Source organism: Rathayibacter sp. VKM Ac-2805 (assembly GCF_009834265.1).
In the GTDB taxonomy this organism is placed as follows: Bacteria; Actinomycetota; Actinomycetes; order Actinomycetales; family Microbacteriaceae; genus Rathayibacter.
Window position 1 is genome coordinate 886,791 of the sequence record NZ_CP047185.1, and the last position, 24,463, is coordinate 911,253.

Sequence of the window (24,463 nt, forward strand, 5' to 3'; positions counted from 1 at the left end):
CTCCCCTCGGCGGGATCCCGCTCCGGTCCGCAGGCCACGTCGCCCGCGCCGGATCGGGGTCCTGCAGGCGGGGGTGGGGTCAGTCGGCGGCCTTGGCGGCGCGCTCGGACTTGATGCGGGCCTGCTCGCGGCGGACCTCCGCGTAGCGGTTCTGCTCGACGCGCAGCCACTCGGGGACCTCGTCGAGCAGGGCCTGGATCTCGGGAGTGGTCAGCGCCTCGGTGACGCCGCCGCGGGCGAGCCCCGAGATGGAGACGTTCAGCCGGGAGGCGATGACGGAGCGGGGGTGCGGCCCCTCCTCGCGCAGCTGCACGAGCCAGGCGGGCGGGTTCGCGGCGAGCTCGTCGTACTGCTCGCGCGTGATCGCCGACTCCTGGAACTCCTCCGGGGTCGCGGGCAGGTAGACCTGCAGCTTCTTCGCCGCGGTCGCAGCCTTCATCGTCTGTGTCGCCTTGGCCATGCGGCAACCCTACCGGCGCGGCGCGGACCACCTACCCTGAGGGGATGAGCGAGCAGCCCGAGACCGTCGACCCGCAGGCCGCTCCCGAGGCGGAGGGGCGTCCGGAGGGCGGGGCGGACGCGGCGGCTGTCGACGCGTCGGCCGGATCGGGCGCGGTCGGCGCCGGAGCCGGAACCGAGTCGGACGACACGGACGGCGCCTCCGAGGACGGCGACTCCGACGACCTCGACTCCGACCACCTCGACTCCGCCGACCTCGACGCCGAGGACAGCGACGCCGGGGACAGCGATGTCGACGACGCCGCCGACGCCGCCGACTCCGACGCCGCCGACTCCGACGCCGAGGACGCCGTCCCGGCCGGCCCCGTGCTCGCCGTCGCCCTTGTGCCCGGCGTCACCCCCACCAAGTGGACCCGCGTCTGGGGCCAGCGCCGCTCCGATCTCCCGCTGCGCATCACCGTCGTCGCCGAGCGCGAGCAGGAGCAGGCGCTGCTCGACGGCCGCGCGCAGCTGTCGTTCGTCCGCGGCGACGTCTCCTCCTCCGCCCTCAGCTCCATCCACCTCTACGACGAGCAGCCCGTCGCCGTCGTCGGCCGCGAGCACGTCCTGGCCGCCGCGGAGGAGCTCGACGTCGCCGAGCTGGCCGGCGAGCACCTCCTCCAGGACCCGGAGGACGTGCCCGAGTGGGCCGCGGTCGCCGAGGAGCTCGCGGACGGCTCGCGGCGCCCGCTGCCGCGCATGGCCGGCCTCGACGACGCGGTCGAGCAGGTCGCGGCCGGCGTGGGCGTGCTGATCGTGCCGCAGTCGGTGGCGCGCGTGCACAGCCGCAAGGACGTCACCGCGGTGCCGGTGACCGGCGTCGCTCCCTCCTCCGTCCGCCTCGCCTGGGTGACGGACGACAAGGGCGACGACGTCGAGGACTTCATCGGAGTCGTCCGCGGCCGCAGCGCGAACACCACGCGCGGAACCGCCGCGACGCCGAAGGTCGAGTCGCGGGCGAAGGCCGCCAAGGCGAAGGCGCGGGAGGCGCGCGAGAAGGCGGAGAGGGCCGGCGGCGGCAAGAAGAAGCCGGCCCGCGCCAAGGCGTCGGCGCCGGCGGTGCGGCGCACCCGCAAGCCCCGCGGCCGCTGACCGTGGCCGACGACGCCGGCTGGTCGCTCCGCCCCGCGACCTCGGAGGACGCCGCGGCGATCGCCGAGCTGCGCGCGGTCGTCATGCGCCCGTCGCTCGAGTCGCTCGACCGCTACGACGAGCACCGCGTGCGGCACCGCTTCCTCGACGGCTACCGGCCCGAGCTCACCCGGGTGATCGAGCTCGACGGCGCCTTCGCCGGGAGCATCGCCGCGCGGGTCGAGCCGGACGCGGTCTGGATCGAGCACTTCTACCTGGCGCCGCACGCACAGGGACGCGGAGTCGGCGGCGCCGTCCTGCGCCGGGTGATGGCGGAGGAGGCGCGGCCGGGTCTGCCCTTCCGGCTCGACGTGCTGAAGCGCAGCGACGCCCGCCGCCTCTACGAGCGGCACGGCTTCCGGTTCGAGCGCGCTCTGGAGTGGGACGACATCCTGGTCGCGCCGCCTGTCTCCTGACCCCTGATCGGGGAGGACGACGGGGCGCGGGCCGCCGCTAGCATGAGCGCGATCCCCTCCGCCGGGTCGGCCGCAGGGCGACCTCCTCCTGGAAGCAGGCACTCCGCCGTGTCCCCGCTCGTTCTGAGGTCCGCCGCCTCCGCGGTCCTCGTCGCCGCCCTGGCGATCACCTCCGGCCCGCTCGCCTCCGCCGCATCGGCGGCCGCGCCGTCGGCCGCCCCCGTCGCCGCATTCGACGCCGCCTCCGACGCGCCCCGCTCGATCGTGCTCCCCGAGGGGCAGCCGCTCTGGCAGCCCAGCGCCGAGTCCCCCCTGCCCGCCGTGCCGGACGAGGCGCCGAGCGCCGCCCGTGCGAGCGCTGCGGCGTCGATCAGCGGCCGTGTCGTGGTCGAGGAGGCCGACGGCTCGATCGCGACCACCACTCCCCGCGGCGCCCTCCTGAACGTCGAGGTCTGGTCGAGCGAGGCGGGGCTCCTCGGGAACCACTCCGTCGCCGGCGACCTCACCTTCAGCATCGACGGGCTCACCGCCGGGCAGACCTACTACCTGCTGATCAAGGACAACGCCGACCTGTACGCCGACCTCTGGTCCGGCGGCAGCGCCGTCGCCCGCAGCGCCGAGCCGCTCCAGGCCCCTGCGGCCGGCGTGCAGCTGCGCACCGCACGGCTGGGCTCGCTCGAGGGACGCCTGAGCGGCGTCGCGGGCGACCAGCGCGTCGACATCTGGTACCGCGACCCGGGAACCGACGGCTACTTCCGCACCGGCGAGCTCGACCTGATCACGGGCGGCGACAACCCGTACTCGTTCCAGCAGGTCGTCCCGGGCGACTACCTCGTCCGGGCGTCGAGCCGCGACGACGTGATCGACGACAGCTACTGGGACCACGTCCTCCGCTCGGGCGACGCGGGCGACGTGCGCGTCCCGGTGGGCGGATCGGCCGCCGGGATCGACCTCTCGCTGAGCAGCGACTACCAGCAGTACACCGGCCGCCTCGCCGGATCGGACCGCTACGCGACCTCGGTGGAGGCGACGGGCTACTTCTCCCCGGGCATCCCGGTGCTCTACGTGGCCAGCGGGGCGAACTGGCCGGATGCGCTGAGCGCCGGCCCGGCCGCCGCCGCCCTCGGAGGCGCGCTCCTGCTCACCGATCCCGACCGCCTGCCTCGGGTCGTCTCCGACGAGATCCGCCGCCTCCGCCCGGAGCGGGTCGTGGTCGTCGGCAGCGAGCTGAGCGTGAGCCCCGGGGTCCTCTCCGCGATCCGCTCGATCGTCGGCGGCACCGAGCGCATCGGCGGGACGGACCGCTACGACACCTCCCGCCGGATCGTCGCCGACGCCTTCGGCACCGGCCCCTACTCGAACATGTTCGTCGCGACCGGCACGAACTTCCCCGACGCACTGTCGGCCGCGCCGATCGCCGGCTGGCGGGCGCAGCCCGTGCTGCTGGTCGACGGTGCGACGTCGGGCGCCGACTCCGCGACCGCGACCGCGGTGCGCGACCTGGCGCCGGAGCACGTGGAGTTCCTCGGCGGCGACCCCTCGATCCGGGACGCGTACGTGGCGGACTTCGCGCGTCGCGGCCTCGCCCCCTCGGTCTCGAGGATCGCCGGCCGCGACCGCTACGAGACCAGCGTCGAGCTGAACAGCGCCTACCCCCAGTCGCTGCTGCAGGACAGCGTCTTCCTCGCCGCGGGGTCCTCCTTCGCCGACGCCCTCTCGGGAGCGACGACAGCGGCGGCCCTGGGCTCGTCCGTGCTGCTGACCGAGCGCGACTGCGTGCACGACTCGACGCTGCGCTTCCTGGCCTCCAACTCGAAGAACTACGCGTTCCTGCTCGGCGGGGAGCCGACGCTCACCGAGGACGTGGCGAACCTCCGCAACTGCGAGTACGACTTCTGACGACGCGTGCTCCCGGGCTCCGGGGCTAGGGTGCGAGCATGCCCACGAGCGATGAGACCTGGACCCTGGCCGAGCACGACGTACCGGTGTACCGCAGCGGTGAGGGCGGCCGCGCGCTGATCCTGATCCACGAGGTCTGGGGGGTCGACGGGCACATCCGCTCGGTCGCCGACCGCTACGCGGCCGAGGGCTACAGCGTCGTCGCCCCCGAGCTCCTGGCCGACAGCGGCCTGCTCGAGCAGCTCGACGAGGAGCAGCGCGCCGACTACGACCACCCGGTGCGGCGCCTGCCGCGCCAGGTCGAGCTGCGCACCTTCTTCGCCCCCGTCTTCACTCCGGAGCACGCGACGCGCACCGTCGCGATCCTCCGCGCCCTCGTCGAGCGGCTCCTGCGCCAGGAGGGCGCGACCAGCGTCTCCGTCACCGGGTTCTGCTACGGCGGCACCTTCTCGTGGGCGCTCGCGCTGGCCGAGCCGCGGCTGGCGGCGGCCGTGCCGTTCTACGGGCACGTCACCGCGTCCGCCGAGGAGCTCGGCGCGCTGCAGGTGCCGGTGCTGGCGTTCCTGGGCGATCAGGACGCTCCCCTCGTCGAGCAGGTGCCGCGCCTCCGCGAGGCGACCGAGGGCAAGGACGTCGAGGTCGTCGTCTACCCGGGAGCGGGCCACGCCTTCTTCAACGACGCGAACGAGCAGACCTACCAGGCCGAGGCGGCGACCGACGCCTGGCCGCGGGCGCTCGCGTTCCTCGGAGCGCACGCGGGCTGAGCGGGCCCTCGACGGACGGCGCCCGGCTCCGCGGCGCTGAGCTCGCCGACGGCCTGCGTCAGCGCGGCCGGACCGGCAGCCAGCCCCGCCGAGACGCGAGCACGCCCGCCTGGAAGCGGCTCTCGGCGCCGAGCAGCTCGAAGAGACCGGCGATGTGCCGACGGCAGGTGCGCACGCTGAGGTCCAGCCGTGCCGCGAGCGCCTCGTCGGTGAGCCCGGCGGCGAGGCCCTGCAGGATCGACCGCTGCACCGCGGAGAGGGAGGGCTCCTCCTCGGCACCTGCCGCGTGCAGGGGCGCTGCGAACTCCCACGCCGCGTCGAACACGCGCGCCAGGGTCGCCGCGAGCTCGGGGGAGCGGACGACCAGGGCGGCGCGGTCGTCCTCGTCGCGGGAGCGGGCGACGATCGCGAGGGAGCGGTCGAAGACCACCAGCCGGAAGGGCAGCACCGGGAGGGTCCGGAACCGCGCGCCCAGCGGCTCCAGCTCCGCGACCGAGCGCCGGAGGGCCGCGTTGTCGCGGCGGCGGTCGTGGTACAGCGTCCGCCTCGCGATGCCGCGCCCGAGCAGCTCGCGGTCGACGGCGTCGCTCGCCTCGTGCCGCTCCACGCTGCTGGTGCCGGGAGCGGCGATCAGCACCTCCTCCGAGGCTCCGCGCTGCAGGTCGAGGAGCAGCCGGAGGACGGTCGCCGGGTCCTCGATCACCTCCACCTGCTCCGCGGCGGCGAGGGCGCTGCGGGCGCTCCGGTAGGCGGGGACGAGGGCCATCAGCTCGCTGCGGCGGCGGGTGATCCCGGTCTGCAGCTCGAGGAGGCGCCGCTCGTCCTCGGCGATCAGCTCGGCCAGGGCGATGTCCGGTGCGGCCGTGGCGAGCGATTCCGCCCCCGCGTGCAGCGGAGCGAGCAGCCGGAGCCCGATCAGCTCGTCGCGCGCCTCGCGGAGGCCGTCGACGGTGACGCCGAGCTCGTCCGACGCGCTCTCGAGCGACCAGTCTCCGCGCACGGACGCGTGCAGGTACAGCGCGATCGCGTTCTCGCTCAGCACCGGCGGCCCCCCGTTCTCCCGACCCTCCCGAGTGTAGGAGGCGCGCACTCAGCGCCGCCGCGCGAGAACCGCGACGACGGCGAGCTCACCGGCGAGGACCAGCGCCACCGCTCCGAGCACGGCCGGGCCGACCAGCGCGGCGAGCGGAGTGAGACCGGCGTTCGCGAGGAGGGGGGCGAGGAGACCGATCACGACGCCGGTGCGGCGGGCGGGGGGCTGCCGGCGGGCGACGGCGACGACGCTCAGCGAGGTCGCGGCGGCGGCCGCGAGCACGAGCACGAGGACAGCCGCGGGGTGCGGCTCCCCGAGCAGGAGCAGCGCGGCCAGCGCGGCCCAGGCGAGGGCGCCTCCGGCGGCGACGGGGCCGAGGTGCGGGGTGGCGGCGGGTGCAGTGGCGGTCATGGTCCGTCCTCTCGTCGTGGTCCTCCGAGCCTCGCGGAGGGCCGTCGGCCGCACCAGATCAGCATCCGGGCACGGCAGCATCCGGACATGCGGCGGACCCCCCGGCTCCGCGCGGGCCGGAGGGTCGGGGGACCACCGGACGCCCGGGCAGGCTCCGGCCGTGGCAGCATCCGGTCAGCCGGCCTCGCGCAGCCTCCCGCCGGCGAGGTGGAGGCTGCGCTGCGCACGGCGCGACGGCGGAGTCGTGGGTGACGTCGACTCCTGCTCCCCGGGCGCCCGCTCTTCCCGGGGCGGTGCCCGCGGTCGTAGGCTCGCGCTCATCCGCAACGGGAGGGGCCGACGATGACCGCCACGAGAGAGACGTCCGCCCCGCCCGAGCTCAAGCGGGTGCTCGGCCCCAAGCTGCTGCTGCTGTTCGTGGTCGGCGACATCCTCGGCACCGGGATCTACGCCCTCACCGGGCAGGTCGCGGCCGAGGTGGGCGGGGCCGCGTGGCTCCCCTTCGTGATCGCGTTCGTCGTCGCCACGCTCACCGCCTGCTCCTACCTGGAGCTGGTGACGAAGTACCCGCAGGCGGCGGGCGCCGCGCTCTACGCGCACAAGGCGTTCGGGATCCACTTCGTCACGTTCCTCGTCTGCTTCACCGTGATGGCGAGCGGGATCACCTCGGCCTCCGCCGCCTCGGGCGCCTTCGCGAGCAACTTCGCGATCGGCTTCGGGCTCGGGGACGGCGCCGGGACGCGGTTGAGCATCGCGCTGGTGTTCATGGTCTGCATCGCCCTGGTGAACCTGCGGGGCGTCGCCGAGAGCGTCGGGCTGAACGTGGTGCTCACCCTGATCGAGCTCTCGGGCCTGCTGCTCGTGATCTTCGTGTGCTTCTTCGCGGTGTTCGGCGGGCAGGCCGACTTCTCGCGGGTGGTCGCGTTCGAGGCGCCGGAGGACAAGTCGCTGCTGCTCGCGGTGAGCACCGCGACCTCGCTGGCGTTCTTCGCGATGGTCGGCTTCGAGGACTCGGTGAACATGGCGGAGGAGACGAAGGAGCCCAGCCGCATCTTCCCGCGCGTGATGCTCACGGGTCTCGGCATCACCGCCGTGGTCTACGTGCTCGTATCCACGCTCGCCGTCGCGATCGTCCCCGTGGGGGAGCTGGCCGGCAACGACACTCCGCTCGTCACGGTCGTCGAGGCCGCGGCGCCCGACTTCCCGATCTCGACGCTCCTGCCCTTCATCTCGCTCTTCGCCGTGGCCAACAGCGCGCTGATCAACATGATGATGGCCAGCCGCCTGCTCTACGGGATGAGCCGCCAGGGCGTGCTGCCGCCGTTCCTGCAGAACGTGCTGCGCGGACGGCGCACGCCGTGGGCCGCGATCCTCTTCACGACGGTGATCGCCCTGCTCCTCACCGCCTACGTGTCGCGCGACCCCTCCGACCCCATCGCGGTGCTCCTGGGCGGGACCACGTCGCTCCTCCTGCTGGCGGTCTTCGCCGTCGTCAACGTCTCCGTGCTGGTGCTGCGGCGGCAGCCGGTCGAGCACCGTCACTTCCGGACCCCCACCGTGCTGCCGGTGCTGGGCACGATCGCCTGCGTCTACCTGGTGCTGCCGATCACCTCGGGACGCGACACCGCCCAGTACGGGATCGCGGGGGTGCTGCTCGTGATCGGCGTCCTGCTCTGGGCGGCGACCTTCATCGACCGGCGGGTCCGCGGCTACGCGCGCACCGCGGCGATCGCTCCGGAGGAGCTCGACGCCGATCCCGCGGAGGACGCATCGGGAGCGCACAGCGACGGCATCGGCCGGTCATAGCCGATCCATAGGGAACTCCCGATACTGGAGTCATGAGCACCCCGGCCCCCTCGAAGCACCTCGCCCCCGCGCAGCGCACCCGCCTGAAGCGGGCCGACGGGACGCCGATCCGCGTCCTCGTCGTCGACGACGAGAGCACCCTCACCGACCTGCTCCAGATGGCGCTGCGCTACGAGGGCTGGGAGGTGCGCACCGCCGCCGAGGGCCGCGCCGCGATCACGATCACCCGCGAGTTCCGGCCCGACGTGATCGTGCTCGACGTGATGCTCCCCGACATCGACGGCCTCCAGGTCCTGCAGCGGGTCCGCGCGGACGGCAGCGAGACCCCGGTCCTCTTCCTCACCGCGAAGGACGCGCTCGACGACCGGATCGCCGGGCTCACCGCCGGCGGCGACGACTACGTCACCAAGCCCTTCTCCCTCGAGGAGCTGGTCGCCCGGATGCGCGGACTCATCCGCCGCAGCACCCTGCTCGCCAACGACGCGGACGACCCCGAGGTCGTCGTGGGGGACCTGGTGCTGAACGAGGACAGCCACGAGGTCCGCCGGGGCGGCGACGAGATCGAGCTGACCGCCACCGAGTTCGAGCTGCTGCGCTTCCTGATGCGCAATCCGCGCCGCGTGCTCAGCAAGGCCCAGATCCTCGACCGGGTCTGGTCGTACGACTTCGGCGGCAAGTCGAGCGTGGTCGAGATCTACATCTCGTACCTGCGCAAGAAGATCGACGCCGGCCGCTCGCCGATGATCCACACCGTGCGCGGCGCCGGCTACCTCCTGAAGCCCGCCGACCAGTGAGCCGCACCGGCCGCCCGTCGCTCGGCGACTTCGCGACCCGCTCCGCCCTCCGCAGCTCCCGCAGCGGCCGGCGCGCGCCGTGGACTCTGCGGCGGCGGATGGTCGTCGCCGTGGTCGCGCTCGTGGCGGTGACGGCGGGCGTCGTGGGAGCGGTGAGCGTGCTCTCGGCGCGGTCGATCCTCTACGGCAGCACGGACGCGTCGCTCAGCCAGTCGGTCACGCGCCTCCAGGACTTCGACGGGCCGAGCCGCTTCGGCGGGTCGAGCGCGATCGAGCAGGCCACGACCTGCCCGAGCGGATCCTTCGGCGGCGGCCCGAGCCAGAACCTCAGCACCATCACCGCCGTCCAGGGCTCGGACGGCTCCTTCATCGGCGCCTACGTCGACGCCGACGGGGTCTGCCGGCAGTTCTCGGACCCGGCCGACTCGGTGCTCGCGGCGGCCGTCGCCGCGGGGGGCGAGGAGGCGACCATCGAGCTGCCCGGGAGCCTCGGGACCTACCGCGTGCGCGCGGCGGCGGTCGAGGGCTCCGTCGTCGTCGTCGGCGTCCCCCTGGGCGAGGTCGCCGAGACGCTCGCCTCCCTCACCTGGGTGGTCGTCGTGGTGGTGCTGCTGGCGATGCTGCTGGTCGCCCTCGTCGCCACCGCGATCATCCGCGTGGCACTGCGGCCCCTGGAGCGGGTGGAGGCGACGGCGACCCGCGTGGCCGAGCTGCCGCTGGACCGCGGCGCCGTCGAGCTGGTCGAGCGGGTCCCGGAGGAGGACGCCGACACCCGCACCGAGGTCGGCCGCGTCGGCGCCGCCTTCAACCGCATGCTCGACCACGTCACCGGTGCTCTGGAGTCGCGGCAGGCGAGCGAGGACAAGGTGCGGCAGTTCGTCGCCGACGCCTCGCACGAGCTGCGGACCCCCCTCGCGGCGATCCGCGGCTACGCGGAGCTGCCCCGGCGCGGCGGGACCGAGCTGCCGGAGTCGGCCGCCTACTCCCTCGATCGGATCGAGTCCGCCGCCACCCGGATGACCTCGCTGGTCGAGGACCTCCTCCTGCTCGCCCGCCTCGACGAGGGCCGCGACCTCGAGAAGGAGCCCGTCGACCTGACGCTGCTCGTGATCGAGGCGCTGTCGGACGCGCACGCCGCGGGCCCCGACCACGAGTGGGATCTCGAGCTCCCCGAGGAGCCGATCGAGATCCGCGGCGACGGCTTCCGGCTGCACCAGGTGGTCGCCAATCTGCTGCGGAACGCGACCGTGCACACGCCCCCCGGCACCCGGGTCGTGGCGGCCCTCGCCGAGGAGGTGTCGGAGGGGCGGCCGATCGCAGTCGTGACGGTCACCGATTCCGGTCTGGGCATCGCGCCGGAGCTGGTGCCGGTGCTGTTCGAGCGCTTCGCCCGCGGCGACTCCTCCCGAGCGCGCACGACCGGATCGACGGGGCTGGGCCTGGCGATCGTGGCGGCGGTCGTCGACGCCCACGGCGGGCGCGTCCTCGTCGCGTCCCAGCCGGGGCGGACGAGCTTCCGCGTCGAGCTGCCGGCGGGCTGAGGGCCGGGACCGCGGTCTCCCGCCGCCCGCCCTACACCGAGACGCCCAGCCGGCGGCGCGCGTCGTCGAGGGTCCGCACCACGGCGACCACCTCGTCGAGCGGGTGCAGCGGCGACTCGGTGCGCCCCTCCGTCACGTACTGCGCGACGTGCAGCGCCTCCCAGGCGAGGCCCTCGCCGCCCTGAAGCGGCGTCTCGTCGATCCACGACCCGCTCTCGGAGCCGCGGGTGAGCGTCACGCCGCCCGGCGTCCAGAACGACGGGTGCACGTCGATCCGCCCCGCCCGCCCAGCGACGCTCGCCGCGTGCCGGGTGTCGGCCAGCACGGTCGAGGTGGCCACCGACTGCACCCCGTGCGCGTGGCTGCCGACGATCGTCGCGGTCGCGTCGACGCCGGTCGAGGTCATGCTGCCGGCGACGACGGTGCTCTGCGGGGTGCCCGCCACCATCGAGACGAAGGAGGAGGCGTAGACGCCGACGTCCAGCAGGCCGCCGCCCGCGAGCGCCGGGTCGAAGATCCGGCTGGAGGGGTCGAAGTCGAAGGCGGCGCCGAAGTCGGCCGAGACGACGGCGGGCGCGCCGACCGCCCCGTCGGCGAGCAGCTGTCGCACGACGTCCATGTGCGGCAGGTAGCGCATCCACATCGCCTCCATCGCGAAGACTCCGGCGTCGCGCGCGGCGTGCACCATCATCTCGGCCTCGCCCGGGGTCGGCGCGAACGGCTTCTCGACCAGGATGTGCTTGCCCGCGGCGATGGCGAGCAGCGCCTGGCGGGCGTGCTCCGAGTGCGGGGACGCGATGTAGACCACGTCGACCTCCGGATCCTCGACCACGGCCTCGTAGCCGGCCGAGGCCCGCTCGATCCCGAACCGGCTCGCGAACCGCTCCGCGCGCTCCAGCGAGCGGGAGCCCACCGAGACCACGCGCTGCCGGGTGTGCTTCTGCAGCGCCTCGACGAACGAGCCGGCGATCGAGCCGGGCGCGATCACCCCCCAGCGCAGGACGGGGGAGTCGAGGAGGGAGGGGAGTCGGGGCTCGGGGAGCGTCAGTGCCATGCGTCCACGCTAGGGCCCCGTGCCCGGCGGGGGCGAGGGGGTGCGCGGCGGTCCCCTAGGGTGTGACGGCACGCGCAGTCGCGGGCGGAGGAGGACGTCATGCCCGAGTGGTACACCCTGGGCGTCGTCGCCCTCGTGATCGTCGTGGTGGTCGTCGCGATCGTGCGCTTCCGGTTCAACCCGGTGCTGGCGCTGGCCGTGGGAGCCGCCGCGATCGGCCTGCTCACCGGGCTCGGCCCCGTCGACACCGTCTCCACGATGACCACCGGCTTCGGCGAGGTGATGATGGAGGCTGGCCTCCTGATCGGCTGGGGCGTGCTCATCGGCGCGATGCTCAACGAGATGGGCGCCGTCGTCCGGCTCGTCGAGGGCCTGCTGCGCGTCTTCGGCCGCCGCGGGATCCCCTACGCGCTGGGCCTGTCCTTCGCCACGTACCTGCAGACGATCTTCGTCGACGCGCTGATCGTGATCGCGGCCCCGCTCGCGCGCCGGATCGCGCCGCGGCTGGGGCGCGCGGGCACCGGCATCGTCGCCGTGACCTTCGCCGTCGGGCTCGAGACGGGCATCGTGATGATGGTGCCCGGCTTCGCCGCGGTCGCGCTCGCGGGGCTGCTCGGAGTGCCGCTGGGCGTGATGATGCTCGGCGGATTCGCGGTGGTGGCGCCGACGGTCGTGGTCACGATCCTGCTGATGTCGCTCGCGTTCCGCCTCGGCTTCTGGGACCCGGCGCGCGACGAGCAGCTGGTCGTGCGCGACGACACGACCGGGCTCGCGACGGTGGGGGCGTCGCCCGCCGCGGACGGCGGACGGCTGCCGTCGTTCGGAGCGCGGGGGAGCGGCGGGGCGTCCTCGAGCGGAGCCGGAGCGGCATCGGGCGGCTCGTCCGGCTCGTCCGTCGAGGACGCGGAGGGTCCCGCCGGAGCGCAGGACGCCCACGCCGCCCGCGAGCGCCCGCTCCTGCTCCTCTTCGCGCCCATGCTCCTCGCCCTCCTGCTCATCGCCGCGCAGGCGGTGCTCACCGTCTCCGGGGTCGAGCTGCCGGTGCTGCAGTTCCTCGGGAACCCCGTCATCGCGCTCCTCCTCGCCGTGATCGGCACCGGAGTGGTCGGCCGGTCCACCGTGGGAACCGCGCGGATGGAGAAGGCGGTCGCCAAGGGCTTCCAGGACGGCGGGCAGATCTTCCTGCTCACCGGCGTCGGCGGGGCGCTCGCCGCGGTGATCGCCCAGGGCGACCTCGGCGAGATCCTGAAGGGCTACTTCACGACCTCGGCGACCGCGCCGCTGCTGCTCGTCTGGGTGATGGCGGCCGTGCTGCACATCGCGGTCGGCTCGGTCACCCTCTCGGCGATCACGGCGGCCGGAGTCGTCGCGCCGGTCGCCGCGACACTCGGCCTCGACCCGCTGCTGATCGCACTCGCCGCGGGCTCCGGCGCGCTGTTCTGCATCCACGTCACCTCGAACACCTTCTGGCTGCTGCAGAGCTTCCTCGGCCAGTCGGTCCGCGGCGCCCTCAAGTCCGTGACCGTCGGCGTCTCCCTCGCCTCCGTCCTCGCGCTCGGCGCCACGCTCGTCCTCTCCCTCTTCCTCTGACCGGGCCCTCCTTGCTCCTCTCGCCGGATGCCACTCGGGCACTCGAGTCGCCGGGCGAGGCGTACCGAAGAGGCATCTCGCGGAGGTGACCCGGCCGACACGTGACGGAAACATGGAGCCTCTATCTTCCTGAGAGGGTTCACATCCGATTCGGAGATCCAGACGCCGACGGGGGCCCGATCCGTTCCGTCACGCCTCGACAAGGGAAGAACTCCGCTTGAGATCTCGTACCGCCCTCGCCTCCGGATGCACCGCGCTCGCGCTCGCCGCCGGCGGTCTCCTGGTCGCCCCGCCGGCGACCGCCACGACCGCAGCACCCGCCGACTACACCCGCGTGGACATCGTGCGTCCGCCGTCCGCTCCGATCGCGGTGCCGACCAGCTACCCGCAGCAGACCCCGCTGACCGAGGTGCCCGTCGACCCGACCGACGCCTCGCTCCTGCGCGGAGTCACCCCCTACGACGCCATCGCGCCGCAGCTGAACGCGCTCGCTGCCCGCTCCGACCGGGTCTCGACCCAGGTGGTCGGGAAGTCCGGCCTCGGCCGCGACATCTACCTGGTCACCGTCACCGCCCCCGAGACCGAGGCCGAGACGGCGCAGCAGGCCGAGTGGCGCGACCGGCTCAAGTACGAGCCCGCCGCCGCGGCCGCCGACGCCGAGCTGATGGACGGCTACAAGGTGCCGGTCTGGTTCAACGGCAACATCCACGGCAACGAGTGGGAGGGCAGCGACGCGATCCTCGAGTACATCGAGGGCGTCGCCACCGCCGAGGACGCGGAGACCGAGGCGCTGCTCGAGGGCAACCGCCTCTACTTCACCGTCACCAACAACCCCGACGGCCGCGCCCTCGGCCAGCGCGCCGTCGCCGCGGGCTACGACCCGAACCGCGACATGATCACCGGAGCCACCAGCGAGGCGGCCGTGATCCGCGACCTCTCGAGCGTGATCCAGCCCACGTACTTCATCGACATCCACGGCTACACCGGGATCCTCCAGGTCGAGCCCTGCGGCCCGCCGCACGGCGAGAACTACGAGTACGACCTCTTCCTCCCGCACGCCTACGCGACCGCGCTCGAGATCGAGCGCCGCGTCGTCGAGGCCGACGTGCCCGGCAACACCTACCTCGCCGAGGACGGCAGCGCCACCACGGACAACACCGGGAAGATCCTCATCCCCTACCGCGACATCCGCGCGGGCTGGGACGACTGGCCCCCCATCTTCGCCCCGCAGTACGTCGCCTTCCAGGGCGCGATCACCAACACGGTGGAGCTTCCGCTCGGCCGCACGGCCAACAGCACTCCGGAGGAGATCGCCCAGGGCCAGGCCAACGCGGACATCGACGTCGAGGTCGCCGGGATCGTCATGGACGCCTCCGTCGACTACATCGAGGCCAACCGCGACGCGCTCCTGAGCAACCAGGTCGCCATCTTCGAGCGCGGCGTCACCGGCGCCCCCGCCGTCGAGATCCCCGCCGACGTCTCCGCGGCCGACCTGCCCGCGGGCGTGCCGACCGAGTGGACCGAGATCTGGGACGAGACCGACGTCTACACGACCGAGTACCCGCGCGCCTACGTCATCCCCGTCGACGGCACGCAGCGCTCCGTCTCGGACGCCGAGACCCTCGTCGCGCAGCTGCTCGCCCACGGCGTCGAGGTGTCGCGGACCACGGCCGCCACGAGCGTCGGAGGAGTCTCCTACCCCGCGGGCACCTACCTTGTCGACATGCACCAGTCGGTCCGCGGCCTCGCCAACGTCCTCCTCGCCGACGGCAGCGACATCTCGAGCCGCGTGCCCGAGATGTACGACGTCTCGGCCTGGAGCCTCTCGCTCCTCTGGGGCGCCGACGTGCAGGCGATCGGCTCCACCACCGACGCCCTCCCGGCCGTCGGCCTGGAGCCGGTGACCGCCGTGGCTCCGGTCGGCTCCGTCCCGGCAGGCGCCGACTACCTCGCCTTCGAGCCGCGCGGCGTCCTGGAGTACCAGGCCGTCAACGCGCTGCTGGCCGACGGCGTAGCCCTCGAGCAGTTCGAGGACGGCACGATCGCCCTCCGTGCAGACGCCGCCGGGCTCGCGGCCGCCGAGGGAGCCGCCGCCGCCTTGGGCGTCGACTTCACGGCGACCACCGCCGACCGCGTGCGCGCCGAGGACGGGAAGGCGCTCGACGCCCTCCGCGTCGCCTACTCCGGCACGAACGAGGACCGCGACGCGCTGGCCAAGCTCGGCTTCGCCGACGCGGTCGCCGTCGACGCGGCCGCGCTCACCGCGGGCACCGCGACCCTCGAGGGCGCCGACGTGCTCTACGTGGGACGCGCCCTCTCCTTCACTGCGGAGCAGGCCGTGGGCCGCACCGTGGTCGAGGAGTTCCTCGCGGCGGGCGGCGACGTCGTCGGCCGCGGCGGCGCAGGAGCGGCCTTCGTGTCCGACTTCGGCCTGGCCGAGCTGACTGCGCAGACCGGCACGAGCGGCTCCAACGGCATCGTCTCGGTCGAGACGCCCGGCGGCGGAGTCCTCGGCGACTACCCGCAGGACACCGCGTTCGTCTCGCCGGCACTGTGGTTCGCCGGCTTCGACGAGTCGGTCGCGGTCGAGCAGAGCTACTCGGAGGACGGCACGTTCGTCGCCGGGCACTGGGTCGACTCCGACGGGCAGTCCCGGAGCGACGCGGCCGGGCAGGCCTCGGCCGTCTCGTTCTCGACGGAGTCGGGCACCGAGGGCTTCCTCTTCGGCACCTCGCCGGTGTTCCGCAACCACCCGGTCGGAGCGTTCAGCGACGTCGCCCGGGCGCTGCTCGCCGTGGCGCCGGAGGGCGCCGCCGTCGAGCTGCCGGGGACTTCGGAGCCCACGCCGACGCCGGAGCCGACCGGCTCACCGGAGCCGACCGGCTCGCCGGAGCCGACCGCGACTCCCGAGCCCACGGCGACTCCTGAGCCGACCGGCTCACCGGAGCCGACCGCGACCCCCGAGCCGACGGCGACTCCTGAGCCGACCGTGACGCCCGAGCCGACCGTGAGCCCCGAGCCCACGTCGACCCCGGAGCCCACCGTCGTGCCGACGGCCGGACCGACCGCCACGGCCGCGCCGATCACCGCGCCGACCGGCCCCGGCGGCCTCCCCTCCACCGGAGTGGAGACCGGCTCCTGGCTGCTGCTCTCGGGAGGTGCTGTCGCCCTCGGCCTCGGCTCGCTCCTGATCGCCCGCAGCCGTCGCCGTGAGGACCAGGAGGCCTAGCCTCCGCCTCGGGGAGGGATCGGGCGCCCGCCGCCCGGTCCCTCCCCGTTCCTGTTCGCCGTCCCCCTCGTCGCGCCCGCTCCCTCCCGCCCGTCGGTCGCGTCAGTCCGGCCCCGCGCCCCTGTCCCACCCCGTCTCTTCCGTCCCGTCCCGTCCCGTCCCGTCCCGTCCCGTCCCGTCCCGTCCCGTCCCGACCCGTCCCGTCCCGACCCAGGAGGACCGATGCCGTCCCGCTCCGCCCGCACCACCGGGATCGTCCTCGCCGCCCTCGGACTCGTCGCCGTCGTCCTCGCGATCGTGCTGCTCGTCCGGCCCGCCGGCGGGGGAGCGCCCGGCGCAGCCACGGCGTCCGCGGGCTCGTCCTCGGCGCCGTCCGGGACCGCTCCGGCGACGTCCGCCGCTCCCGGCTCCGCGGAGGCGGCCGACGGCGCCGCCGCCCCCGCGCCGACGGCCTCCGCCGCTCCGTCCGGCACCGAGCCGGGCACCGCATCCGACGCTCCTCCCGTGATCGTCTCCTTCGCCTCCACCCCCGCCTCCGTCGACTGCGAGGGCGACCGCACCGCCTCCGTCCCGCTCGCCCTGTCGTGGGAGACGAGCGGAGGCGCCACCGCCCGCCTGGCCGTCGGCACCACCGACGCGAGCGCGGGCGAGCCCGTCGACCTCGTGGAGTCCGGCTACGCCGCCGTCACCGCCGACTGCCGCGACTCCGAGACCCTGATCACCCTCGCCGTCCTCGCCCCCGACGGCACCACCGCCCAGCGCACCCTCGTCGTCCCCGCCTCCTGAGCCGCTCCGCCCGCGTGGAGGCGGTCACGGAGGCGTCGAGCGGCCCCGGCACGGCAGAATGGGACACGATGACCTCCACACCCCCTCCGCTCGGCCTGCTCCTCGACGTCGACGGGCCCATCGCGAGCCCCGTCACGCGCACGATCTCGATCCCCGAGATCGCCGACGACCTCGTCACCCTGGCCAACGCCGGCATCCCGATCGTGTTCAACACGGGCCGCTCCGACGCGTTCCTGCGCGAGCGGGTCCTGCCCGCGCTCCTCGAGCGCGGCGTCTCGGCCGAGGCCCGCATCGTCTGCGTCTGCGAGAAGGGCGCCGTCTGGTTCACCGTCGACTACCGCGGCACCTCGGAGCCGATCGTCGACGAGTCGCTCGCGATCCCCGAGCCGGTGGCCCGCGACCTCGAGCGGATGATCCGCTCCGACTACGACGACCTGGTCTTCTTCGACGAGACCAAGCGCGCCATGGTCTCGGCCGAGCAGCTGGTCGACCTGCCGAGCGAGGACTACCTCGAGCGCCAGCTCGTCTTCGACGCCGACGCGCTGCAGATCATGACCGCCGCGGGCCTCGGAGTCGAGCGCCGCGGCATCCGGTACCCGAACGAGGAGGGGACGGTCGACTTCCGCATCGACCCGACCGTCATCTCGACCGACATCGAGTCGAACCGGCTCGGCAAGGACCTCGGCGCCCAGCGCGCCGTGGAGCTGCTCGGAGCGACCGGCGCGATCCCGCAGCGCTGGCGCACGGTCGGCGACTCCCGGAGCGACTACGCGATGGCCGACTGGCTGTTCGAGCACGCCTACGACGTCGCCCACGTCGACGTGCGGCCCGCAGAGGGCGTGCCCGAGAAGCCCTACCCGGTCCTCGTCGTCGACGGAGCCGTGAACGACGCGGCCGGCGCCGCCGTGCTCCGCCGCTGGACGGAGCTCGTCGCCGACGAGACGACGCCCGAGGTCGGCGGCGCGATCTCGCTCCATGCCCGGAGCTGATCCGCAACCCTCGTCCCTCGTCGCTCAGGCCCGTTAGCGTTCGAGCATGAGAATCGCAGTCACCGGTGGATCCGGCAAGCTCGGCCGCCACGTCGTCACCCGCCTCCGCGCTTCCGGGCACGAGGTCTTCAATCTGGACCGTGCGGGGGACCGCGGCGCGGGCTTCGTCCGCATCGACATCGCCGACTACGGCCAGGTCGTGGACGCGCTGCAGTCGGTGAACGACCAGTACGAGGGCATCGACGCGCTCGTGCACCTCGCCGCGATCCCCGCGCCGGGCCTCGTGCCCGACGTCGCCACGTTCCACAACAACATGATCGCGACGTTCAACGCGTTCCACGGAGCGATCCGTGCCGGCATCCGCAACGTCGTCTACGCCTCCAGCGAGACCGTGCTGGGCCTGCCCTTCGACGTCCCGCCGCCCTACATCCCGGTCGACGAGCAGTACCCGGCGCGCCCGGAGTCGGTCTATTCGCTCACCAAGCACCTCGAGGAGCAGATGGCGATCGAGCTGTGCCGCTGGCACCCGGACCTGAAGATCACGGGCCTGCGCTTCTCGAACGTCATGGACGAGGCCGACTACGCCGAGTTCCCGTCGTTCGACTCCGACGCGCTGCTGCGCAAGTGGAACCTCTGGGGCTACATCGACGGACGCGACGGAGCGCAGGCGGTCGAGAAGGCGCTGCTCGCCGAGACGACCGGGTTCGACCGCTTCATCATCGCCGCGGCCGACACCGTGATGACGCGCCCCAACGCCGAGCTGGTGGCCGAGGTGTTTCCCGGCGTCGAGCTGCGCGGCGACCTCGGGACAACCGGCACCCTGCTCTCGATCGACCACGCCCGCGAGGTCCTCGGCTACGCCCCCGAGCACTCCTGGCGCGACCCGCAGCAGGGCTGATCCGCGGGCCCGGCGCATCGGGATCCGCGCTGTTCGTCGGTGGTGGACCTCGATGCGCGGGCTGCGCCCGCTCCTCGATCAGCAGGGGTGCGGTCGGCCCGTGACCGTGCCGGTCGAGGAGCGGCAGAGCGGCGTATCGAGACCCGCCCTGTTCGTGCGCGGCTCGGCTCGCCGCCCCACGCACGAGCGCGCCCGGTCCGCAGGACGACTGCAGGCCGGGCGCGCTCCGTGGAGCCGAGGATCAGCTCGGGATGTAGTTGAAGGTGTCGGGGTCGGGGCCGGTGCGGTGGCCGCGGTCGAGCGCCGTGATGTCGGTCATCGCCTCGTCGTCGAGCTCGAAGTCGAAGAGGGCGAAGTTCTCCTCCACGCGCTTGCGGGTGACCGACTTCGGGAAGACGATGTCGCCGCGCTGGATGTGCCAGCGGAGCACGACCTGCGCCGGGCTGCGGTCGACGTTGCGCGCGATGCGGGTGATGGTGTCGTCGTCGAGGACGAGGCCCTGCGCGATCGGCGACCAGGCCTCGGTCGCGATGCCGTGCTCGGTGCCGTAGGCGCGGAGCTCCTGCTGCACGAGGTAGGGGTGCACCTCGATCTGGTTCACGGCCGGGACGATGGTCGCCTCGGCGCGGAGCCGGTTGAGGTGGTTGGTCTGGAAGTTGGAGACGCCGATCGCCTTCGCCTTGCCGCTGCGGTAGATCTCCTCCATCGCCTTCCAGGTCTCCAGGTAGTCGCCCACGTTCGGGAGCGGCCAGTGGATGAGGAAGAGGTCGACGTAGTCGAACTTCAGCTCGCCGAGGGTGACGTCGATCGCGGCGAGAGCGTCCTCGCGGGCGTGGAAGCCGTTGTTGAGCTTGCTGGTCACGAAGACCTCGGAGCGGTCGAGGCCGGAGGCGCGGACGGCCTCGCCGACGCCCGCCTCGTTGCCGTACATCTCGGCGGTGTCGATGTGGCGGTAGCCGACCTCGAGGGCCGCCAGGGTCGCGTCCTTGGTCTCGGCCGGGTCGATCTGGAACACGCCGAAGCCCAGCTGCGGGATCTCCACGCCGTTGTTCAGGGTGATCGTGGGGACCGTTGCGGTGTCGTCGCTCATGAGCGAGTACGTCCTTTCGTCGGGGCGAAGGCGCAGTGGAGCCGCGCCGTCGTGCCTCCAGTCCATCGCCTGCGGCTCCCAGCATCAACCCCTTGCGCGCTCGGCGGACATCCAGCTTCTCCGCGGAGGAGGAGTCGGATCCCCCGACCACAGGTGTGCCCTCCCGGGAACGCCGAAGGCCCCCGGCACGGATGCCGGGGGCCTTCGGGGAGCGCGACTTACGCGCGGGACTTGCGGCCGGTGATCGCGCCGTAGATGAGGAGGACGACGATCGCACCGACGACGGAGACGATGATGCTCACGATGTTGATGCCGTTGACGGCGTCCTGGATGCCGAACAGCGTGCTGAGGAAGCCGCCGAGCAGCGCGCCCACGATGCCGAGGACGATCGTGATGATCCATCCGCCGCCCTGCTTGCCCGGGAGGATGAGCTTGGCGAGCGCCCCGGCGATGAGGCCGAGGATGATCCAGCTGATGATGCCCATGATGTTTCTCCTTCAGTTCGTGCTCGATCGGCCGTTCCGATGCGAGCGGAGACACCGGCGGGCCGGTGTCCTGTGAGTCGTGGAAGCGGGGGTCAGCGGAGGCGGCGCTGCACCTTGTCGCGGGCCTTGCTCGCGATGGCGGTGAGCTGCTTGGCCTCGCGCTTGGAGGTCTTCTTGAGCTTCTTGCGGGTCTTCTTCGTGGCCGGGTCGTTCCACACGCCGAGTGCGAGGTGGCGCAGCTCTTCGTAGCGGCCGCGGCCGGCGCGGGAGCCGAACACGTAGGCGGTGAAGGCGACCAGTGCCAGCAGGACGAGGCGGGGATTCATGCGGTGACCCTTCCATCGGAGAGCACCGGGTCGTGCTCGACACCCATTTGACTCTCCTGCGCAATCCGTGACAAACCACGGCCCGACCATTGACAGGGACCCCTCGCATCGTGTTCCGCGTGCGCGTGTACCCGATTCAGCCGCAGGCCGGAGACGTCTCGGACGGGAAGCGAGCGTGGAGGTAGTGGCCGTAGCCGCCCTCGACCCGGTTGTCGCGGCGGCCGGAGGTGACCACCTCGCCGCGGTCCGTCGCTCCGACCCGGGCGCCGCTCGCGCGCAGCCGCTCGACGAGCAGGACGTCCTCGTGCAGCGGCTCCCGGCCGAAGCCGCCCGCCGCGAGGTATGCGCTCGCGCGGACGCCGAGGTTCGCGCCGTGGATGCTGCCGATCGACTCCTCCCGCGCGCGGACGTCTCGCCAGCGCGAGTAGGCACCGGGGGAGAGGTCGGCCGGGTCGGGCCGGACCGTGCCGAGCAGCGCGTCGTGCCGTCGGGAGTGCTCGACGTGGGCGGCCAGCCAGTCGCGGGGGACCACGGTGTCGGCGTCGGTGTTGGCGATCCACACCTGCTCGAGCGGAGCGGTGACGGAGGAGAGGGCGTGCGCGATCCCGGCGGAGCGGGCGGCGCCGACTCCGCAGCGGGCGAGCTCCAGCACCTCGGCGCCGGCGGCGCGGGCCCGCTCACCGGTCGCGTCGGAGCAGCCGTCCGCGGCGACCACGAGGCGCATCCCGATGCCGGGCGCCCGGTGGGCGAGGTGGGTCGCACTGGCCTGGACGGAGGCGATCAGGCCGCCGATCCGCTCCTCCTCGTCGCGCGCGGGCACGACGACCAGCACCTGCGCGAGCCGGCTCACACCAGCCCCGTCCGGCGGGCGACCGAGCGGGAGTCGCGGGCGTGGACCTCGAGCAGGACGTCCTCCTCCTCGTGGCGGGCGAGGCGGTGCAGGCCCAGCTCGGCCACGGCGGACTGCACGGCGTCGCCGTCCAGAGCGAGCCCCTCGATCGGATGCCGCCAGTGCACAGTGACGAGCTCCCCGGCGGGGGCGAGGGCGTCGCGGATGGTGCGCAGCACGCCGGGGAGGGCGTCGCCGAGGTAGTAGCCGACCTCCGAGAGCACGACCAGGTCGAACGGACCCTCCGGCATGCCGCGGGTGATGTCGTGGTGCTCGACCCGCACGTGCTCGAGCGGAGCGAGGCGGCGGGCGGCGCGCTCGACGGCGGCGCTCGACACGTCGATCGCCAGCAGGCTGTCGGCCCGGTCGGCCAGCGCCTCCGCCAGCACGCCGATAGAGGCGCCGATCTCCAGCACCGAGCCGTAGCGCTGCTCCGGCAGGCTCGCGAGGGTCAGGGCGCGTTTGCGCTGCTCGTACCAGCGGCTCGTGTACCCCCACGGGTCCTCGTGGCGGGCGTACAGCTCGTCGAAGTAGCTCATGCGATCCTCACCAGCCGGTCGTCCCCGGTGAAGGTGCGCAGGAAGAGCGGATGGAGCACCGGACCGGTCCCGTCGGGCGCGGGGCGGGTCTGGCTGGGGTAGCGGGAGCGGGCGCGGCGGGTCCGCTCGAGCAGCTCGTCGTCGAGCGGCAGGCGCACGAGATCGCCCCACGGCACCTCGGGGTCCTCCGGGTCCGCCCAGTGCCACAGCCAGATCGGCGCGGCGAGCAGCGGCTGCCCGCGCTCGCGCGCGACCTCCGCGCAGATCTCGCCGACCACGCGGTGGTCCCGGTGCCCGTCCCCGGTCCAGGTGGAGAGGAGCAGGACGGTCCCGGGGGCGCCGGCCGCCCGCTCGCGCACCTCGCGTGCGATGCGCTCGTGGTGCTCCGGGGTCGCCGAGTCCGGCACGTCGAGGAAGGCGAGCCCGATGCCGGGGCCGAGCTCCGCCAGGGCGTCCGAGGCCTCCCGCCGGCGCTCGGCAGCGAGGTCCGCGTCCCGCTCCCCGTGGGCCGCGGCTCCGTCGGTCACGACGACGACGTCGACCGCGATCCCGCGCCGACGCGCGAGCGCGATGGTGCCGCCGCAGCCGAGGGTCTCGTCGTCGGCGTGCGCCACGACCACCAGGACGCGCCGGATCCCGTCGGGCAGGGTCAGCTCCGGGAGGCGGTCGCGGCGGCCGTCCGCGGTCCAGCGCTCGAGAGGAGTGCCCTCGAGGCGCCCGTCGAAGGGCCGGCTCACCAGGAGGCCGCCTCGCCCGAGGCGAGCACGGCGCGGCCGAGAGCGGCGTCGTCGCGCTCGGCGTGGTGCTGGCGGACGTAGAGCGCGAGGTCGGCGACGCGCTTGGCGTGCTCGGCGTCGAGGGCGAGCGGAGCCGGGCCGAGCGCGCGGCCGGCGCGGAGCAGGATCTCCTCGACCGCTCCGGCGACGCTCGCCCGCACGCGCTTGGCGAGCAGTGAGCCGCGGGGGCCGTCGGCCTCGCCCGCGTCGACAGCCGCGGCGGCCTCGTCCAGCGCCCGGCGCGACGCGGAGAGCGCCGTGTCGATCGCTCCGAGGTGGGCCAGGAGGTGCGGGTCCTCGCGTCGGTCTGCCGCTGCCGCGACGGCAGCCGCGACTCCGAGGGCTCCGCCGTGCCAGCAGGCGGCGACGCCGATGCCGCCCCAGGCGAAGCCGGGCCGCGAGAGGTACCAGCCGGCGTCCCCCACGGGAACGGCGCGGGTGCCGGAGAAGCGGACCGGTCCGCTGGGCACCTCCGTCAGGCCGCGCGCGTGCCAGGCGTCCTGCTCCGGCGTCGCCGTCCCGTCCCGCAGCGCCACGGCGAAGAGGCGGCGCTCGCCGGAGGCGTCGCCGACGTGGGCGGTGACGAGGGCGGCGTCGAGGCGGTCGGCCAGCGAGCACCAGGGCTTCACTCCGTCGAGCAGCCAATCGCCGTCGCTCTCGCGGGCGACCAGAGGATCCCCGCCGCCCTCGGCCGCGAAGACCCCCCAGGCGGCGTCGGCGGCGACTCCGAGTCCGGACGGGTCGAGCTCCGCCTCGCCGAGGATCGCGAGAGCGTCGAGGTGCGGCTCCACCGCGCGCGCGACGCCGAGGTCGTGCCGAGCCAGGCGCTCGAGGAGACCGTGCAGCTCGGCGGTGCGACCGGTGCCGGGCCGGGGCGCGTCGGCGCTCAGACCGCGCGCGAAGCCGAGCGCGCCGTCGACGTCGTGGGGGAGGAGAGAGGAGGAGTGCTGGTCCATCGCCTCCGAAACTACGCAGTCGAGCGGGCGGCGTCCGGCGATTGTCCCCGAACGGACGGGGTGCTAAGCGTCAGATGTCAAGGTCGTTGATCCTGTGCAGGAGAGAGGCGAAGAGCTCGACGTCGGCGAGCGCCCAGCTGCGCAGCTCCTCGTGCATCAGCGCCTGGTTCGAGCTGCGGATCTCGCGCAGCCGCGCGGCGGTCGCCGGAGTCACCGAGAGGATCGTGGCGCGGCCGTCCTGCGGGTCGGGGGTGCGCTCGAGGAAGCCGAGGCGGTCGAGCGCCGTGATCTGGCGGCTGAGCGCCGACTTGTCCATCTCGAGGAGCTCGGCCAGCACGCCCGAGTGCACGGGTCCGCGGCGCTCGAGCGCCGAGATCGTCTTGTAGCCCAGCGGCGTCAGCTCCGGGTGGAGCCGCTCGGCGTAGGAGCGCATCGCCGCCCGCACGCGGTTGAAGAGGGTGCTGAGCTCGCCCTCCACCGAGGCGATCGCGGAGTCGACGTCGCGGGCGGAGTCGGGGGTCGGGCCGGTCATGCCTCCAGCATCCCGCGCGCGGGCCCTCCTC

24 protein-coding genes are annotated in these 24,463 nt (G+C 73.7%); 12 read left to right on the forward strand and 12 right to left on the reverse strand.

Annotated features, from left to right (window positions below; genetic code table 11):
* Window positions 1–79: 79 nt before the first annotated feature.
* Window positions 80–460, reverse strand: coding sequence for a DUF5997 family protein (locus tag GSU40_RS04115; RefSeq protein WP_104223641.1), 381 nt, complete (start codon window positions 458–460; stop codon window positions 80–82).
* 44 nt (window positions 461–504) lie between these two features.
* Between GSU40_RS04115 and GSU40_RS04120 the strand changes: the two genes are divergently transcribed.
* The 4 genes from GSU40_RS04120 to GSU40_RS04135 all read left to right on the forward strand — a co-directional run bounded on the left by GSU40_RS04120 (window position 505) and on the right by GSU40_RS04135 (window position 4,708).
* The gene (locus tag GSU40_RS04120) at window positions 505–1,590 is read left to right on the forward strand and encodes a LysR substrate-binding domain-containing protein (RefSeq protein WP_160033784.1); all 1,086 of its coding nucleotides are present in this window, start codon (window positions 505–507) and stop codon (window positions 1,588–1,590) included.
* Window positions 1,591–1,592: 2 nt separating this feature from the next.
* Window positions 1,593–2,045 carry a GNAT family N-acetyltransferase gene (locus GSU40_RS04125; RefSeq protein WP_244229589.1) on the forward strand — a complete coding sequence of 151 codons (453 nt, stop codon included), beginning with the start codon at window positions 1,593–1,595 and terminating at the stop codon, window positions 2,043–2,045.
* Between the two features lie 108 nt (window positions 2,046–2,153).
* Window positions 2,154–3,944 carry a cell wall-binding repeat-containing protein gene (locus GSU40_RS04130; protein WP_160033786.1) on the forward strand — a complete coding sequence of 597 codons (1,791 nt, stop codon included), beginning with the start codon at window positions 2,154–2,156 and terminating at the stop codon, window positions 3,942–3,944.
* 38 nt (window positions 3,945–3,982) lie between these two features.
* On the forward strand, window positions 3,983–4,708 hold the full coding sequence (locus GSU40_RS04135; protein WP_104282054.1) for a dienelactone hydrolase family protein: 726 nt from the start codon (window positions 3,983–3,985) through the stop codon (window positions 4,706–4,708).
* A gap of 58 nt (window positions 4,709–4,766) precedes the next feature.
* Here GSU40_RS04135 and GSU40_RS04140 read toward each other — a convergent pair whose 3' ends face one another.
* A complete protein-coding gene (locus tag GSU40_RS04140) occupies window positions 4,767–5,750 on the reverse strand; it encodes a LuxR C-terminal-related transcriptional regulator (RefSeq protein ID WP_160033788.1) in 984 nt (327 codons plus the stop codon).
* Between the two features lie 48 nt (window positions 5,751–5,798).
* On the reverse strand, window positions 5,799–6,152 hold the full coding sequence (locus GSU40_RS04145) for a hypothetical protein (RefSeq protein ID WP_160033790.1): 354 nt from the start codon (window positions 6,150–6,152) through the stop codon (window positions 5,799–5,801).
* A gap of 342 nt (window positions 6,153–6,494) precedes the next feature.
* On the opposite strand from GSU40_RS04145, the gene GSU40_RS04150 reads away from it, so the two are divergent.
* From GSU40_RS04150 to GSU40_RS04160, 3 genes are read left to right on the forward strand one after another with little or no spacing between them, the layout of a single operon-like run.
* On the forward strand, window positions 6,495–7,958 hold the full coding sequence (locus tag GSU40_RS04150) for an APC family permease (RefSeq protein WP_104247764.1): 1,464 nt from the start codon (window positions 6,495–6,497) through the stop codon (window positions 7,956–7,958).
* Between the two features lie 32 nt (window positions 7,959–7,990).
* Entirely contained in the window at window positions 7,991–8,752 is a 762-nt protein-coding gene (locus GSU40_RS04155) for a response regulator transcription factor (RefSeq protein ID WP_104223650.1), read from the forward strand.
* Window positions 8,749–10,293 (forward strand): HAMP domain-containing sensor histidine kinase, encoded by a 1,545-nt coding sequence (locus GSU40_RS04160; RefSeq protein WP_244229590.1) that lies wholly within the window; start codon window positions 8,749–8,751, stop codon window positions 10,291–10,293. Before GSU40_RS04155 ends, GSU40_RS04160 begins: the two co-directional genes overlap by 4 nt.
* Window positions 10,294–10,324: 31 nt before the next feature.
* On the opposite strand, the gene GSU40_RS04165 is transcribed toward GSU40_RS04160, so the two are convergent.
* The gene (locus tag GSU40_RS04165; RefSeq protein WP_104234222.1) at window positions 10,325–11,347 is read right to left on the reverse strand and encodes a Gfo/Idh/MocA family oxidoreductase; all 1,023 of its coding nucleotides are present in this window, start codon (window positions 11,345–11,347) and stop codon (window positions 10,325–10,327) included.
* Between the two features lie 99 nt (window positions 11,348–11,446).
* On the opposite strand from GSU40_RS04165, the gene GSU40_RS04170 reads away from it, so the two are divergent.
* From GSU40_RS04170 to GSU40_RS04190, 5 genes are all read left to right on the forward strand, one after another.
* Window positions 11,447–12,937: an SLC13 family permease gene (locus GSU40_RS04170; protein ID WP_160033792.1), complete on the forward strand. Its 1,491-nt coding sequence runs from the start codon at window positions 11,447–11,449 to the stop codon at window positions 12,935–12,937.
* A 217-nt stretch (window positions 12,938–13,154) separates the two neighbouring features.
* The gene (locus tag GSU40_RS04175) at window positions 13,155–16,166 is read left to right on the forward strand and encodes a M14 family zinc carboxypeptidase (RefSeq protein WP_160033794.1); all 3,012 of its coding nucleotides are present in this window, start codon (window positions 13,155–13,157) and stop codon (window positions 16,164–16,166) included.
* 222 nt (window positions 16,167–16,388) lie between these two features.
* Window positions 16,389–16,952, forward strand: coding sequence for a hypothetical protein (locus GSU40_RS04180; protein ID WP_160033796.1), 564 nt, complete (start codon window positions 16,389–16,391; stop codon window positions 16,950–16,952).
* A gap of 68 nt (window positions 16,953–17,020) precedes the next feature.
* Window positions 17,021–17,941, forward strand: coding sequence for a hypothetical protein (locus GSU40_RS04185; protein ID WP_104234599.1), 921 nt, complete (start codon window positions 17,021–17,023; stop codon window positions 17,939–17,941).
* Window positions 17,942–17,987: 46 nt separating this feature from the next.
* Window positions 17,988–18,839 carry an NAD(P)-dependent oxidoreductase gene (locus GSU40_RS04190; protein WP_160033798.1) on the forward strand — a complete coding sequence of 284 codons (852 nt, stop codon included), beginning with the start codon at window positions 17,988–17,990 and terminating at the stop codon, window positions 18,837–18,839.
* A gap of 241 nt (window positions 18,840–19,080) precedes the next feature.
* Here GSU40_RS04190 and GSU40_RS04195 read toward each other — a convergent pair whose 3' ends face one another.
* The 8 genes from GSU40_RS04195 to GSU40_RS04230 all read right to left on the reverse strand — a co-directional run bounded on the left by GSU40_RS04195 (window position 19,081) and on the right by GSU40_RS04230 (window position 24,432).
* Complete coding sequence (locus tag GSU40_RS04195; protein WP_104224329.1) at window positions 19,081–19,929, reverse strand: aldo/keto reductase; 849 nt, start codon at window positions 19,927–19,929, stop codon at window positions 19,081–19,083.
* Window positions 19,930–20,147: 218 nt separating this feature from the next.
* Complete coding sequence (locus GSU40_RS04200; RefSeq protein WP_068255196.1) at window positions 20,148–20,414, reverse strand: GlsB/YeaQ/YmgE family stress response membrane protein; 267 nt, start codon at window positions 20,412–20,414, stop codon at window positions 20,148–20,150.
* A gap of 92 nt (window positions 20,415–20,506) precedes the next feature.
* Window positions 20,507–20,740 (reverse strand): hypothetical protein, encoded by a 234-nt coding sequence (locus tag GSU40_RS04205; protein WP_104227476.1) that lies wholly within the window; start codon window positions 20,738–20,740, stop codon window positions 20,507–20,509.
* A gap of 136 nt (window positions 20,741–20,876) precedes the next feature.
* Window positions 20,877–21,590, reverse strand: coding sequence for a glycosyltransferase (locus GSU40_RS04210; protein ID WP_104310073.1), 714 nt, complete (start codon window positions 21,588–21,590; stop codon window positions 20,877–20,879).
* On the reverse strand, window positions 21,587–22,168 hold the full coding sequence (locus tag GSU40_RS04215) for an SAM-dependent methyltransferase (RefSeq protein ID WP_160033800.1): 582 nt from the start codon (window positions 22,166–22,168) through the stop codon (window positions 21,587–21,589). Before GSU40_RS04215 ends, GSU40_RS04210 begins: the two co-directional genes overlap by 4 nt.
* Window positions 22,165–22,905: a PIG-L deacetylase family protein gene (locus GSU40_RS04220; protein WP_160033802.1), complete on the reverse strand. Its 741-nt coding sequence runs from the start codon at window positions 22,903–22,905 to the stop codon at window positions 22,165–22,167. The genes GSU40_RS04215 and GSU40_RS04220 overlap by 4 nt, the downstream gene beginning before the upstream one ends.
* Window positions 22,902–23,900, reverse strand: a complete 999-nt coding sequence (locus GSU40_RS04225) for an acyl-CoA dehydrogenase (protein WP_160033804.1) — start codon at window positions 23,898–23,900, stop codon at window positions 22,902–22,904. Before GSU40_RS04225 ends, GSU40_RS04220 begins: the two co-directional genes overlap by 4 nt.
* Window positions 23,901–23,970: 70 nt before the next feature.
* On the reverse strand, window positions 23,971–24,432 hold the full coding sequence (locus GSU40_RS04230) for a MarR family winged helix-turn-helix transcriptional regulator (protein WP_104224334.1): 462 nt from the start codon (window positions 24,430–24,432) through the stop codon (window positions 23,971–23,973).
* Window positions 24,433–24,463: the final 31 nt, after the last annotated feature.